Below are 14,128 nucleotides of genomic sequence, written 5' to 3' on the forward strand. Positions count from 1 at the left end.
ATGACCGAGGTGCGGTCAACGCTGGAAACGGTGGCGCTGTTCGCGGTCGTCGTGGCCGCTGCGTACCTCAGCATCCACATCGGCGCCGTGTTCACCCCGACGGGAACGGAATACTCCTGGAACGTCGTGGAGCTGATCGGGCAGTTCATCGACGGCGCGCGCGTGCCCGGTGCGGCCATCCCGATCCTGGCCGTCGTCGCCGCCGCTGTCGTGGCGGCCGCGATCGCCGTCGGACGGCTCGGCCGGATCCGCCGCGAGGAGCGGCAGACCGTCCGCCGGATGGCACCACCGTACGAGTACAAGGCGCTGCTGGAGAAGACGCGCCTTGAGCAGGCCCGGGAGGACCTGCACGAGGATGAACCGGACATCGGCCCGGGTCTGCCGATCGGCGCGGTTGCGACCCGCGGCCGCCACAAGGTGTTCCAGTCGTGGGAGGACGCCGGCGTGCACCTGCACGGCACCCGGCGCGGCAAGACCACGTCCGAGGTCGTCCCGCACTGCGCGGTCGCGCCCGGCGGGGTCATGGTGACCTCGAACAAGCCGGACGGGATCCGCGAGATCCTCGCCGCCCGCCACGGCGCCGGCGAGACCTACGTCCTCGACCCGAACCAGGTGGTGCGCCGCTCGTCGACGCCCGACTTCACGTTCAACCTCCTCACCGACATCCGCACCGACGACGACGCATACGAGCTCGCGGAGATCTTCGAGGCGTCCACACGGAAGGCGTCAGACCGCGGCGGGGACGCGCAGTTCGACGAGTCAGGACGGAAGATGCTCGCCGGCTGCTTCCTCGCCGCCGCGCTCGAGAAGCGGCAACTGCGAGACGTGTACGGGTGGTTGACCCGGGAGAAGGTGACCACCGTCGCCGACATCCTCCGGAGGCACGACGTTGTCGGGCTTGCCGCGACCCTCGACGGGTTCGCCGAGTGGACGGAGAAGACCCGTTCCGGCATGTACGCCACCGCGCAGCGCATGGCCGGCGCCCTGTCGAATGAAGCGATGATGGCGTGGACGGTGCCCACGACGGGAATCCGGCAGTTCGACCCGGCCACGCTCGCTCAGAGCAAGGACACGCTGGTGCTGCTGTCGAAGAAGGGCGGGTCCGCGGCGGCGTTCGTGACCGCGCTTGTCCGGGCGGTGTGCAAGGCCGCCGAGGAGCAGGCCCACGCCAACGGTGGGCGGCTGCGGGTGCCCCTTGTGGTCGAGCTCGACGAGTGCGCGAACGTCGTGAAGTGGCCGGAACTGCCGGAGGTGTACTCGTACTACGGCTCCCTCGGGATCGTGCTGAACGCGTACTTCCAGTCCCCTGCACAGGCGATCACCGCGTACGGGAAGGAAGGGTGGGAAGCGATCTGGTCCGCCGCCCCAATGCGGGTGTTCGGCGGGGGCGTGGTCGACCAGCCGCGGCTGCAGGAGCTCTCCGCGCTGATCGGTGAGTACGAAGAGGTCATCGACAGCGCAACCGGCGCCACCCGGTTGCGTCCGATCCTCACCGCCGGGGCGCTGGGATCGCTGCGGAAGTGGCGGGCCGTCGTCTTCGCCAGCGGCGTCGACCCGATCCTGATTCGAACGAAGCCGTGGTTTCGGAACCTCCGGCTCCGCCGCCGCATCAACGGCGGGAAGAAGGCCCTGAATGTCTGAGATCGAGGCAGTCGACGTGGACGGGGCGGACGACGTCGACACCGGATCGGCGGCGGAGGGCGGGAACCCGTTCCAGTCGATGTTCTACGACTGGGTGCAGGAACGATTCGCCCGGGTGGAAGTCACCGGGTCAGCGCAGCGGGCGACCTGGTGCCCGGAGTGGTGGAAACATCCCGAGGTCGTCGACCGGCTGCAGGCGCTGTGGACCGCACACATCGCCGCGGAGGCGGAGCAGGAGGACGAGAACGGGAACATGGCCGCGCTCTCGGACTGGTGGATCCGGCACTGGGACCCGCACCGTGCCGTGCTATTCGACGCGGCCACCGGGCCCTTCCGGGACTGCAGCATGCAACGCGGACACCTCTACGACGAGGACCGCGGCCAGATCAACGCGATCACACCCGCGAGACCGCCAGAACAGTAGCCACGCATCTCTGACGACGACGGGCGTTGCCTCATGCTGATCACCTAGTCGACGACGGTGGCGACAGTCGGGCTTGGTCAGAGGCGTTTCGACGGTCACGGGTGATCTTCGCTCCGTGTGGTGTCTGGCCGGCTGACAGAATCGTCGGGTGTTGATTCGGACAGCTGTTAGCTCTGAGGTGACGACGTGTGCTCGGCTGCTGGCACGGGCGCTGCAGTCTGACGAAGTTGTGCGTGTGCTGATTCCGGGCCGGAGCCGGCGCGAGGAGCGTCTGGTGTTGTCCTACACGGCCAGCCTTCTCGCGGGTGCCTTCAGGAACGGTCTCGTCGATGTCGTTGAGGACGCCGCCGGGCACGTCATCGGGGTAGCAGTGTGGGAGGCGCCTGGGGCGACGACGTCGCTGTTTAGGCGGCTTCGTTACTTGCCGACGTACGTTCGCGCGATCGGTTTGCGGAACTTGCCAGCGACGACGCGCGCTTCCCGTGTCTACAGCGAGAACCGCCCTCAGACGCCGCACTGGTACCTGGCGGACATCGCGGTGGATCCACGCTCCGCCGGACAGGGGATCGGTTCCAACCTTCTTCAGCACCGGCTCGGATCAATTGATGAAGAGCACGCAGCTGCCTATCTGGAAGCGACAACGCCGGGAAGCCGTCGTCTCTACAAGCGCTTCGGGTTCACCGATCAAGCAAGTATGGGGCTCCTCGCAAGCGGCTACCCATACGCGATGCACCGTCCGGCGACGCAACAGACGACCGGCACGGTCGTTCGGTGAAAACCGGCCAGGGAAGCGGTTGTGTTCCTGCTGAACGCCGTAATCACATCGATCGGGCGAGCCGATGACGCACATCGTTCGTGCAACCTCCGGAGATGCGGAGGCGATTGGCCAGTTCCAGACAACGTGCTGGGAGCAGACGTACCGAGGTGTGATCTCAAATGAGTCGCTCGACGCAACGACCGTTGCAGCGCGTATCCGGCGTTGGGCGAATCGGATCAGATCCTCGTCCCGGAATGTGTTCATGGCTCGCTCGGGGAGTGGGAAACTGCTTGGGGTGGCGAGTACCGCTCGAGCGCTATCAGCGAGCAGCGCTCTTCCCGCGCTGGAGTTGTGCACGATATACGTCGATCAGGGCTCGCACGGGACCGGCATCGCGGACGACCTCTTGTATGCCGCAGTCGGAGCGGAAGACGCTCACCTGCTCGTGTTCTCGTTCAATCAGCGGGCGCAGCGGTTCTACGCCCGGCACGGTTTCTTGCAGAGCGGCCACCGCCAAATCGACCCAGGGACTGGGCTCGAAGAGCAGCAGTGGATCCGCCGTGCGGGTTAGGCCACCGTCATCTGACAACCTTCACGGGCAGCATTCTCGGGCCGGTTCAAATGCGCCCACACCGAGCGTGCTACACCGGTGTGTCAGCGGGTGCGGAGTTCGATGTCGCCGACGGTTGTGGTGAAGCGATACCGGTTTGCTGCGTCCGGGTAGCTGTCGAGGTCGCTGGTGACATCGCCGGCGGTCGTTTCGGTCGTGATCGCGTATCGGCCGGTGGGCAGACGCACGTCCTGATCTCCCGATGTGCTTTCGAGCGATATCGCTGACGGTGCGCGAGACAGATTCAGGGCGGCGTCTCCTTGCGTGCTCTGCATCTTCACTGTGTTGACGGTTCCGACGATGGTGACATCACCCTCCGCGCTCGTCACCGTCACGTCTGCGTAGCTGCCGCGAAGATTAACGTCGGCCGCGGTCGCGGTAACCGTCACCGACGGCTTCGCGTCGGCGGTCGGGAGGCGCAGAGTGAGGTGGGCTCCTTGTCGGACGACGGATAGCTCGGAGAAGCTCCATGCGGGTCCGTCGATAGCAACGGTCAGCTCACCATCCGTGACTTCGTGTGTTTCGCGCAGCTTGGTGTCTCCAGGCACGAACACTAGCTGCGGTTGGTCGATATCGGCGTGCTCCACGACAACGTCTGTCGCTGCCGTCTGCAGTGTCACCCGGTCAAAGTCGCCCTTGATCGAGCTGGTCTGGGATTGGCCCTGCTGGTCGGACGACGCGAGTAGCTGTACGGCGATGAGCGCCAGCAGCGACGCGATGAGTACCGATCCCACTATGAGCAGGAATATGCGAAGGGTGCGCGGGCGTCGCGGGGCCGGGGAGGGCGCGGAGGAGGTGGTCATGGGGTCCTCGATCTGTGGGGTGAAGGCGGATGTGTGTGGAGGTCAGCGGCCGGCGCCGGTGGCTTCGGAGAGGTAGCGGAGCACTGCAAGGACACGCCGATTGCTGGATCCCTCGGTGGGGACGCCGAGCTTGGTGAATACGGCGGAAACGTGCTTCTCGACCGAGCTCTCGGCGATGTGCAGCTCGTTGCCGACAGCGCTGTTTGAGCGGCCCTCGGCCATGAGCTGCAAGACCTGCAGTTCCCGCGGAGATAGGGTCTCCATGCCGTCTGAACGGCGCGACCTGGCGAGGATCTGTGCGATGACTTCAGGGTCGAACACGGTTCCGCCGGCGCCGACTCTTGCGACGTGGCCGAGGAACTCGTCGACCTCGACGACACGGTCCTTGAGTAGGTAGCCGAGTCCCGCGGTGTTGCTCGTGATGAGGTCCGCCGCGTAGCGCTCCTCGACGTACTGCGAAAGCACGAGGACGGCGACGCCCGGGTGCTGCGCGCGGATGAGGACCGCCGCGCGCACCCCCTCGTCGGTGAAGGTGGGAGGCATTCGGACGTCGACGATCGCAAGGTCCGGGGAGGTGACGTTGACGGCGTCGAGCAGCGCGGGTGCCGTGTCAATTGCGGCGGCGACCTCGTGTCCGGCATCGGTGAGGAGTCTGACAAGGCCTGCACGGAGGAGGACAGCGTCCTCGGCGATCACAATGCGCACGGGACCTCCACGGTCACGAGGGTTGGCCCACCGACGGGGCTGTCGGTGGACAGGGTGCCGCCAGCGGCGCGGACGCGGTCGCGCATGCCGCTCAGCCCGCCACCAGGGTGGCCCTCGGAGCCGGCGCCGCCGTGTCCGTCGTCCCACACCACGGTCCGGACGCCGTCTCGCACCTGAGCGACGGTCACCGTGCACTGCGACGCACCGGAGTGCTTGGCCACGTTCGTGAGCGCCTCGGCTACCGCGAAGTACAGCACCGCCTCAATCTCGGGCCGTGGCCGGCCGATGAGCGCGACGTCGACGGTGGTAGGGATGACGTTTCGTGCCGCCACCGCCGAGAGGGCAGCATCAAGCCCCCGGTCAGTGAGGATCGCAGGATGAATGCCCCGTGCGAGCTGCCGCAGCTCCGTGATTGATTCCTTCGCATCGCGGTGCGCCTGGTCGAGGAGCTCCCGCGTGGCCGCGGGGTCGCTGTCGAAACGTGACCGAGCCATACCGAGCGTCATCGCCAGCGCGACAAGTCGGGGCTGCACACCGTCGTGCAGATCGCGCTCTATCCGCTGCCGTTCGGTCGAGGCGGCATCGACGGCGCCCTGTCGAGCGGAAGCGAGGGTATCGATCCGTTCCTGCAGTGCCACGGTTCGGCTCGCGCCGAGGAGCGCGACGGTGAGTAACCGGTCGAGCATGCCAGCGCCTAACACGTACAGCGGCGCCAGGGCGAGAACCACGACACCGGCGACCACCCAGGTTGCGGTGCCGCTTGGCAAGCCCGGCAGGTTCGCGGTGCGAACGATAGCTACGAAGAACGGCACTGCGGCCAGGATGCCGAGGAAGCCGCACCCGAGGACCGCGGACACGAGGTGATGGGTCAGCGCCCGCCACGTCACTGGATCCGCCATGTCAACGAACGCCTGCGCGAACGGTCGGCGCAGACCGGTGACCCGGGTGGTCTTCCGGGTGGGCGGGGTGATCGCCAGATCGAGGAGCGCGACGGCGCGGAGCCGCTCCGACTGCGCGGCACCGCGCGCGACCGCACTGGCGATTACCAGCAGGAGCACACCGACCCCGCCTGCCGGGATCGTCCCGACAGCGGTGACGAACAGTGTCACCAACAGGGCGACCCAGATCAGCCCGAGCAACGCGTCGAAGAGGAGGTCCACCGCGGACTTCCAGAGGGCGATCACTTTCTGCACGCCTTCACAGTAGGGGCGACTTCGAGCAACCCTCGACGGTGGTGGCCGCATGACCTGGTGGCGGTTTCCCACCATCCGATGCGCGAAGTCCTGACCCGGGAGCATCGATATCCGGCTACGGCTGGTACCAGCCCTGGGGCAACGTAGGAGAGACCCAGGCGCTGTCCACATACATATCTGACATAACGGCGATTATCGGCGTAGCCAGCGCGAACGCTGCAGGGGAGCCGGTGCAGGGTTTTCCACTTCGAGATACGCCTCGAGCCAAGCGCTCGCGATGGCATGGAGCGCGGCTCGATCGCGGGCGATCACCCAGGCAAGGAAAATCGCACCGAGGACGATCGCACCGATGGTGATGAGGAGTTCGCCGCCGCTGTGCAGCAGGCTGTCCATGCCGGTGAGCGCTGCGCTGAGGGTTGTCTTGGCGTCATCAAGTTTGCCTACGTCGTTGAGAGCGTCGGATCGGACCTGCGCGTCACGCGCGGCGGAGACGCCGGACTGCATGAGGAAGATCGTGTAGGTGCCGATCAAGCCGGTGAGAGCAACGATCGCGGTGAGCCCCGCGCCGAGGACTGTGCCGGGAAGGGCGCTCCCAGCCGCGACCGCTCTGTTTCGGAGGACCGCGCGGGCTTCAGCTCGCGCGGAGTCGCTTGCGGCCCGATACGCCGTGAGGCGCTGCTCGAACGCCCGCAGATCCGAGTGGACATGCTCAGGGGTTCTCGGAAAGGCTCTGCGCCACCAGCTCAGCACGTGCCGACCCACACCCACCAGGACAGACCACAACACCCCCACGCGAGCATTCTGGCACCACCCGCCAACCCAACTGCCCGGTCCGCGTTAGCGTTCTCGTTCATTGTCGCGGCTCGGCGGCTTCGGGAGGTCGCGGCTCGTCGTGCTGTCGTCCGGCCGAACGGTCGGCACCTGCCGGCCGTGAGCCTGTTCCCACGCCTCGCGGCGTCGCCGAGCGTCGTCGGCGTTGCGGCCACGGATCGCAGCAAGGCGGTCCTTCCGGTCCGCTGCCTGCTCACGAAGGCTCTGTGACTTGTGCGACGCGACAACACGTTCCTGCAGGTCCTTCCCGACGCCCTCATCGCGTCGACCGACGGGGATGGCCTGGGTCTCCGCGAGGGGGACGTTGTGGCGGTCGCGGAAGGTGTCGACTTCCGCGGCGAGCCGCACCCACGCCGCTCGCCGATCGGGCTCGGCGGGCACGGAGCCGAGCTGCGCTGCCCAAGCGGGCTGCTCAGCGGCCATCGCTTCACCGCGCTCCATGAGACGGGCGCGGAGGTGGTCGTGGCGTTCCTGGAGCTCGTCCCGCCATGCCTGCGGGAGGTGGGGCGACCGGATGGGTGCCGTGTCGGCGATCCACGTCGGGACGGCCCGTTCGACGGCGGGCTGTGGGTGTTCCTGTTTCCACTGCTTCGTGAGGGCAGTGATGCGGGAGCCGAGTGCGGCTGGGACGTTGTCGACGTCGTCGACGGGACGTTCTGTCCATGCCCGGTAGAGCACGTCGGCTGGGTCGAGCCCGGCCCGCTCCGCGCGGCGCATTGCGGTGACGGTGACACCCCAGGTGTCCTCGCCACCGAGGGTGTTAGTGACGTCGGGGCCGAGCGCTTGTTCCGCGGCTGCGGTGAAGCGGATCCGGTCGGCCTGCTGGGTGAGGTCGGCGTACTGGTCGGCGAGGGTCACGATGCGATCCGCGTCGCGGTGGGTGATCCGCAGCTGTTCGCGTGCGGTGAGGTTCGGGTCGACGTTCCCGGCGATCTTCGTCAGGACGTCGCGCATGTCCTGGCCGGGTTCGGTGATGACGGCGAAGGTGTTGCTGTGGCGGCCGCGGGTCCCGCCGACGTACGCGGCGTTCCGGGTGGTGGATGCGTCGACGATTTGCCACATGGTGTCGCCGGTGTTGCCCTGCTCGCCGTGGGTGGTGCGTGCGTAGCCGAGCTGGGTGTGGTCTTTGACGTAGTCGGCGGGGAGGCGGAGCTTTCCGCCGTGGCCGGCGTGGACGACGTCAAGGGATCCGTCCTGGTTCACGTGCTTCACGGTCCAGCGGTCGCCGTTCTTGACGAACTCCCGTCCCCGGAGGGTGCGCTGCTTGTAGTCGTTCTTCCGCGTCACGATCCGGTCGCCGGCGTGGGCTTGGAATCCGTCCATCAGATTCGCCCCACGGCGGCCGGACACCTCGCCGGTAGTGAACCGGTACGCCTGGGCGCGGGCGTTGAGCTCGGCGATCTGCACACGGGTCGGGGCGGCCATGAGGGCGTCGAGCCCCTGGTCGATGTCCTGCTGCCAGCCGCCAAAGACGTGGTCGGCCATCCGGTCCGCGTCCCCGCCGACGACGCGGTCGTTGGCGAGATGCCACGCCCACGGGTCCTTAACCGTCGGGTCGCGCAGGAGCAGGGTGGCGGCGGCTTCGTCGGGGTTGCTGAACCGGTGGAGCTCGTCGAGGTATGTGGCGCCGACTTCGTGCTCGAGGAGGCGGAGCATGCCGCCGGAGGCGACGGCGTCGAGCTGTTTGTCGTCGCCGATGAACCGCACGTGCGCGCCGGTGAGCTCGGCGATGCGGACGACTTTGGCGAGGTTCACTGTGCCGGCCATGCCGGCTTCGTCGACCACGATCACGTCCCCACGAAGCAGGTCGATGTCGCCCGTGATGGACTTCGCCTCGAGCAGCTGCTCGAGGGTGGTGCCGACGAGGAACTTGTCGAGCGTGACGGCGCGGATGCCGACGGCGTCGGACATGACCGCGGCCGCCGCGGCGGACGGGGTCAGACCGATCATGCGGCCGCCTTCGGCTTCGATCGCACGCGCGGCGACCTTCAGCGCGGTCGTCTTGCCGGTGCCGGCGGGCCCGACACCGACCAAGACCCGCAGGGGGTCGCATGCGAACGCCGCGGCGAGAGCGGCCTGCCCGTCGTCGAGGTGCGCTCCGTGTTCCGCCCGTGCGGCGGCGAACGTCTCCGCGCGAACGGGGCCGATGGTGCGATCTTTTGCGGCGTCGAGGATGATCGCTTCCGCGTCGAACACGGCCTGCGAGGAGAACACCACGGCACCCTTGGAGGCGTATGGGGAGGATCCGTCGCGCATCGCGACGGGCTGGAACGCGCCGTGCGCCGGCGGCGGGGTCAGGCGGATGGAGTGGCCGTCGATGACGGTCTTCGTGATGACCGCGGCACCGGTCTTGCCGTCCAGGCCCGGCATGCCGCGGTGTTCGTTCACCCACTGCTCGGCGGCGATCTGCACGTTGTTGACGCCCCACATGGACCGATCCTCGGACACCCTCGCGAGGATCGCCCGTGCGGCGTCCTCCGGGTCGAACGGGGTCTCCTGGTCAGAGCCGAGACCGCGGCCGAGGAGCGCACCGACCTCGAGGTCCTGACGTCGGGTGCTCTTCCGGGCGGCGGTGAACCAGGTCTTCGCGACCTCGGCGACGGGGCGGCTGTGCTCCTTCTTCGGCCGCGTCGCGAGCACCGCCTGCTGGGCGATCTTGCGCCTCGTGGCACGGTCAGGTGAACGGCCGTGGTCGCGTCGGTAGTCCCGCTCGAGGTCCGCGGCGACCTTCCGGGAGTCACGCGATCTAGTGGACGATTCGGCGATCAGGTCGTCGCTGACGCCCGCGAGCTCCACTACCGGGGGGTCACCGGCGCGGAGGACACGGGCGCGGGTGGTGGCGCCGGTCAGTTCGCAGACGTAGTCCATGACGGCACGGTTGTGGATCGCCGCGGCGGCCATCGCCTGCCGGTGCAGCAGCTTCGAATCCAGGGTCCGCCACTTCCCGTCGGAGCCGAGGACACGGTTCGCGACGACGACGTGGTCGTGGAGCTGCGGGTCCCCGGAGCGGGAGTCATGGTGGCGGAACTTCGTCGCGATCAGCCCACCCTCGACGTCGAGCTGGCGGACGCCGTTCACGCCGGCGCGGGTGGCGATCGCGTTCTCCTCAAGCCACGCGATCGAGTCAGCGATCGCGCGCTCCTGGGCCTGCTCGATGAGCCGTGCGGTGGCGTGGTCGTCCTGCGCGATCGCGGCAGCCCACGCGATCGACACCGACTTCGGCGGCGAGAACGTCAAGTCGATCCCCGAGACGGTGTTCCGGTCGGAGCGGGTCGCGGCGGTGATGAACTTCCCGAGTTCTTCGCCGTCTGCAGGCGGTCGGCCGTTCGCCTCGCGGAACGCCTGCGCACCGACAGCGGTGCGCAACTGCGCGCGTTCCGACGCGTCGGGCTCCCGGTGCCGGGTGCGCTCGAACCGGTCCTCGGCCTCCTTGATCGCGGCCGCAAGCTTCGTCGACGACGCCGACATGCGGTGCGGCGCCCGGCCCAGCCGGGCGTCCTTCTCCGCGTCCTCGTAGCTCTTCCCCGCCTCCATAGCGCTCGCGACCATCGCCTCCGCGTCCGGGTGCAGACCTTCACCGAAGAGGGCCTTCATCTGCGCCTCGGAGACCTCACCGGCCATGCCGAGCAGACCGATCCCGCCACCGACCCACTGCCCCGGAGGGTTCCCCTCGACGGTGTAGTAGTCGCCGATCTCCCGGCCCTGCGCACGCCGCACGTCGCCGGTCGCGACCTCCGACGTGTAGTACGTGTAGCCGTCACCCGTGGACAGAACGTGCAAGCTCATCGTCATCAGCAGCCCCCAGAGCGGGACGGTATGCGGCGGCGAACATGCGGCAAGGGTACCCCACTCATTCATAATGCCAATGGTGTGACAGCTAGTGGACCGAAGGATGAGGGGAACTTGCACGCGAGCTAGAGTGAGCGCGGATGCTGGTTGAGACCATGAAAACCAGATGCTTCGACGGCTGAGGAACGAAGACTGTCGTTGCATCTGGTTGGGAGTGCGTCGAGGGCAGCATCCGAGCCAGAACCGCAGTCCGGTTCTGGCTCGGATGAACACGGCCCGGCGACCGCCGGTCCGCTTCCGGCCGCTCACGGTCGGTGTAGTGGCCGTTAGGTCGTGACAGGGCGGCCGGGCGGATGATTGGGAGAGATCGACATGGCCGAGAACCGGAAGTCAGCGAAGCAGACCGCTGCCCGTAAGGCGGCGCGGGAACAGGCAGCGCAGCGCGCCGCGGAGTTCCGCCGCCGGCAGGAGCAGCTTGAAGAACTCGCGGTCGAATACTTCGTTGCCGTCGACGCAGTCGCGGGCATCGAGGCGGCCGCGGAAGAGCGCATCGCCGCGATCCGTGCCGAGACCGAGCAGCAGGTCGAAGCGTCCCGCGCGGACGCAGCCGACGTCGTCGGGCAGATGCTCGACACCAAGGTCACCCGCGACGAGGTCGCCGAACGCCTGGGCCTGCCCGTGCGCGAGGTGAAGCGCCCCAAGCGGGGCACGGCCACGTCCACTGCTGAGCGGCCGGACGAATTGCCGGCGGTCGATGACAGCGCACGAGCGGACGAGTGCGACGTCGATCGCGGCGAAGACCCGGCCGCGTGATCATGACTCTCGCCGCGTGCGGTTTCGCCGGGCCGCTCAGGTAGCGGGGCGCACGGTGGCTGCCCGCTCAGCAATGATCGTGAGCTGCGACGCGTTCGGCTGCGATCGCGTCATCATTCCGATCGCGACGGCCGACGACACCAGCAGTCGCGCCGAAGCACGATCGTTCGCACGCGAACACGGATGGTCGACCGCGGACACCTCCAGCAGCTACACCGATCTCTGCCCCACACACGCGGCCACCCCACGCGTCGGGTAACGCACGCGGCTGGGCTGCGTTCACCAGAGAGTCGGTGTGTCCGACTCGATCCCGGTCTTGTGCGCGGCGATCGCGGCGGGATCCCAGCCGTGCTCGCGGAACGCCGCCCGGAGCGCACGCGACAACCGCACCCGCTCCGCACGCGCGATGCCCGCCGTGCGGATCGCGGTCGACCCGTTGCGGTGCCGTCCGCGCTGCACCCGCTCGAGCATGTTCCCCCGATGCGTTCCCGTCGCCAGGTGCGACCACTCCGCGTCAACGTCGACGTGCACACACAACGGCACGTCACACGCGTGCAGCAGCAACACCTCCGGCAGAAGCGCGACACCGGTCAGATGCTCGTACAGCCACCGCTGCGGCCGCATCGCCCGCTGGCCACCGTCGGGTTGCGGGACCCAGAAGCGGCCGTACCCGTCGTCACCGATCGCGCCCGTCCAGATCCAACAGTCCGCCGCTCCCGGCCCTTTGACCACGTGCGACCAGAACCGTTCCGGAGCGGCCGACGTCGACCTGGTCACGTGTCGGCCCCGCCCCGGTCCTGTTCGGCGTCAAGGTGCGCGAGCCCGGCTGCGAGTGCGGCGTCGACTGTCATCGTCTCGGCGGCGACGCGACGGACGTACTCGCGGAGTACCGGGTCCGTGACCTGATGGCCTGCAGCGCCGAGCGCCGCGTCCGCGAACTGCACCCGCCGGTCCACCTCGGCCGCGGACACACCACCACGATCACCACTCATGCGCGCCCCGCAGAATCGGACGGTTCAGCGTCGTCGGGATCCACCCAGTGCAGTAGCCGCATCGACGCACCCTGGTAGCGGCCCTTGTTCGCATGGATGGCGCAGTCATGGTTGTCGTGGTCGTACGCGGCCCGGTAGTACCGGTCGGCGTCGAAGTCCGCAGCGTTGAACGCGTTCCACGCCGCGTCCACCTCCGCCTGCCGTGACTCATACCCCCACCGTTGCCCCTGCCGGAAGATCGCCCACTCCCGCGCGGTGAACTCCCCCATCGGGGTCTCACCCGAACCGCGATCCGCGGGCGGTGCTGCCAACTCGTCGAGATCCGCCGGCGCCGCGAACACGTCCGGAACCAACGGCTGAGGCTCCCGTGTCTCGGCTTGCCGTGCGAACGTGAACGTGGGCTGCGCTGACATCAGGACGCGAGACCGTGGAGCGGTTCCGGGACGGCCGAGCACACGGCCCACACGTCGGCGTCGTAGGCGCGGAGCTCGTCGCCGTTGATCAGCTCGATTCGGCCGTCGGCGGTGAGGCCGTGGAGGGCGCCGGTGACGAGTTCGTGCTGCCACTCCCCCTCGAGGGGGAACCAGCGGATCAGTCCGATGATCTCCCCTGCTGGGATCTCGAACCCCTGCACGCGGACTCGCTTCCGTCCGGCACTCACCGCGGTGCTTCCTGGTCGTCGGCGGAGGGGTGCTGGTACTCGACCCACACCCGGTGGGAGGGTGCCGCCTCGATGCGGTGCCGCCATGCGGCGGTCTCGGCGCGTTCGGCCGCGGTCACGTCGAGGCGCGCGAGGGCGTCGATGTGCTGCAGCACGTCCCGGCGGAACTGCTCCGCGTCGTGCACCCGGATGTGCGGTGGCCGCGCACGAGCAGACGCACGCTGCAGCTCCCGCGACACCGGCCGGGAACGCAGCCACTCGTCGTCGTCGCTTGTCACCATCGTTCTAGTGTCCCTGCTCATGCGCGGGCGTACTGGGGGAACATCCGGTCGATCGCTGCATCGTGGCGGGCGGCGCGGTCGTGCTCGCCGCGGAACTGAGAGATCTCCGCGAACGTCGGGTCCGATGCGAACGGTTCCGCGGGTGCGGGTCGGCGGCACAATTCGGCGTAGTACCGGTCGGCGTCGTGCTCGGCCTGCTCGAGGCGGGCCCGCAGCGAGGCGACCTCGGCCATGAGCTCCGGCGCAGCCATCTGAAACCCGACCATGAACCCGGCCTCGTAGACCTGCCGCTGCTCGTCGGACAGTTCCCATCCGTGGACGTGCTCGGTCGGGTCGGCGGTGGCCTGGTCGATGGCGCGGAACGCGGTGACGGTGTCGCCGGCGTAGAGCTCGTCGACGGCGGCACGGGTCGCCGGCTGGATGACGTCGGGGCGGACGGTGGTCGGACGTTCGAGGGTCATCGACATCACGCGGCCGCGCTCGAGGCGAGTTCGCCGATCTTGTCGGGGCGGAACCCAGACCATGCGCCAACTTCCGTGTCGGTGATGACGATGGGGGCGTTCATGCCGAGGGTGGTCTTCCACTCGTCGATCTGCGCCTGGTCGACGTCTTCGAGGTGGGCTTCGGT

15 protein-coding genes and 1 pseudogene are annotated in these 14,128 nt (G+C 68.2%); 4 read left to right on the plus strand and 12 right to left on the minus strand.

The window, feature by feature from the left end; all coding sequences use genetic code 11:
• The first annotated feature begins 30 nt into the window (after positions 1-30).
• The 3 genes from EDF51_RS18930 (at position 31) to EDF51_RS18940 (ending at position 2,840) form a co-directional block, all read left to right on the plus strand.
• Positions 31-1,641, plus strand: a complete 1,611-nt coding sequence (locus tag EDF51_RS18930; protein ID WP_165901484.1) for a TraM recognition domain-containing protein — start codon at positions 31-33, stop codon at positions 1,639-1,641.
• A complete protein-coding gene (locus EDF51_RS18935; RefSeq protein ID WP_131847280.1) occupies positions 1,634-2,065 on the plus strand; it encodes a DUF4913 domain-containing protein in 432 nt (143 codons plus the stop codon). The genes EDF51_RS18930 and EDF51_RS18935 overlap by 8 nt, the downstream gene beginning before the upstream one ends.
• Before the next feature lie 274 nt (positions 2,066-2,339).
• Positions 2,340-2,840, plus strand: a complete 501-nt coding sequence (locus EDF51_RS18940; protein WP_165901485.1) for a GNAT family N-acetyltransferase — start codon at positions 2,340-2,342, stop codon at positions 2,838-2,840.
• Between the two features lie 636 nt (positions 2,841-3,476).
• Here EDF51_RS18940 and EDF51_RS18950 read toward each other — a convergent pair.
• The 5 genes from EDF51_RS18950 to mobF all read right to left on the minus strand — a co-directional run bounded on the left by EDF51_RS18950 (position 3,477) and on the right by mobF (position 10,756).
• A complete protein-coding gene (locus EDF51_RS18950) occupies positions 3,477-4,235 on the minus strand; it encodes a DUF4097 family beta strand repeat-containing protein (RefSeq protein WP_131847286.1) in 759 nt (252 codons plus the stop codon).
• A gap of 42 nt (positions 4,236-4,277) precedes the next feature.
• Positions 4,278-4,940, minus strand: a complete 663-nt coding sequence (locus tag EDF51_RS18955; protein WP_131847288.1) for a response regulator transcription factor — start codon at positions 4,938-4,940, stop codon at positions 4,278-4,280.
• A complete protein-coding gene (locus tag EDF51_RS18960; protein ID WP_166673599.1) occupies positions 4,928-6,133 on the minus strand; it encodes a sensor histidine kinase in 1,206 nt (401 codons plus the stop codon). Before EDF51_RS18960 ends, EDF51_RS18955 begins: the two co-directional genes overlap by 13 nt.
• A gap of 192 nt (positions 6,134-6,325) precedes the next feature.
• Complete coding sequence (locus EDF51_RS18965) at positions 6,326-6,664, minus strand: hypothetical protein (RefSeq protein ID WP_131847292.1); 339 nt, start codon at positions 6,662-6,664, stop codon at positions 6,326-6,328.
• 306 nt (positions 6,665-6,970) lie between these two features.
• Complete coding sequence (gene mobF / locus EDF51_RS18970) at positions 6,971-10,756, minus strand: MobF family relaxase (protein WP_166673600.1); 3,786 nt, start codon at positions 10,754-10,756, stop codon at positions 6,971-6,973.
• A 369-nt stretch (positions 10,757-11,125) separates the two neighbouring features.
• Here mobF and EDF51_RS18975 point away from each other — a divergent pair, with 369 nt between their 5' ends.
• Positions 11,126-11,566, plus strand: coding sequence for a hypothetical protein (locus EDF51_RS18975; protein ID WP_208321874.1), 441 nt, complete (start codon positions 11,126-11,128; stop codon positions 11,564-11,566).
• A 279-nt stretch (positions 11,567-11,845) separates the two neighbouring features.
• On the opposite strand, the gene EDF51_RS20360 is transcribed toward EDF51_RS18975, so the two are convergent.
• The 7 genes and pseudogenes from EDF51_RS20360 to EDF51_RS20365 all read right to left on the minus strand — a co-directional run.
• On the minus strand, positions 11,846-12,025 hold the full coding sequence (locus EDF51_RS20360) for a hypothetical protein (protein ID WP_243837167.1): 180 nt from the start codon (positions 12,023-12,025) through the stop codon (positions 11,846-11,848).
• Positions 12,026-12,339: 314 nt separating this feature from the next.
• Positions 12,340-12,558, minus strand: coding sequence for a hypothetical protein (locus EDF51_RS18985; RefSeq protein ID WP_131847298.1), 219 nt, complete (start codon positions 12,556-12,558; stop codon positions 12,340-12,342).
• Positions 12,555-12,971, minus strand: coding sequence for a hypothetical protein (locus tag EDF51_RS18990; protein WP_132100781.1), 417 nt, complete (start codon positions 12,969-12,971; stop codon positions 12,555-12,557). Before EDF51_RS18990 ends, EDF51_RS18985 begins: the two co-directional genes overlap by 4 nt.
• Positions 12,971-13,219 carry a hypothetical protein gene (locus EDF51_RS18995; RefSeq protein WP_131847302.1) on the minus strand — a complete coding sequence of 83 codons (249 nt, stop codon included), beginning with the start codon at positions 13,217-13,219 and terminating at the stop codon, positions 12,971-12,973. The genes EDF51_RS18990 and EDF51_RS18995 overlap by 1 nt, the downstream gene beginning before the upstream one ends.
• Positions 13,216-13,500: a hypothetical protein gene (locus EDF51_RS19000; RefSeq protein ID WP_131847304.1), complete on the minus strand. Its 285-nt coding sequence runs from the start codon at positions 13,498-13,500 to the stop codon at positions 13,216-13,218. The genes EDF51_RS18995 and EDF51_RS19000 overlap by 4 nt, the downstream gene beginning before the upstream one ends.
• A 17-nt stretch (positions 13,501-13,517) precedes the next feature.
• Positions 13,518-13,961, minus strand: a complete 444-nt coding sequence (locus EDF51_RS19005) for a hypothetical protein (RefSeq protein WP_132100782.1) — start codon at positions 13,959-13,961, stop codon at positions 13,518-13,520.
• Between the two features lie 5 nt (positions 13,962-13,966).
• A pseudogene (locus EDF51_RS20365) lies at positions 13,967-14,128 on the minus strand (NrdH-redoxin); the annotation flags it as partial.

Source organism: Curtobacterium sp. PhB25, assembly GCF_004365375.1.
Classification (GTDB): domain Bacteria; phylum Actinomycetota; class Actinomycetes; order Actinomycetales; family Microbacteriaceae; genus Curtobacterium.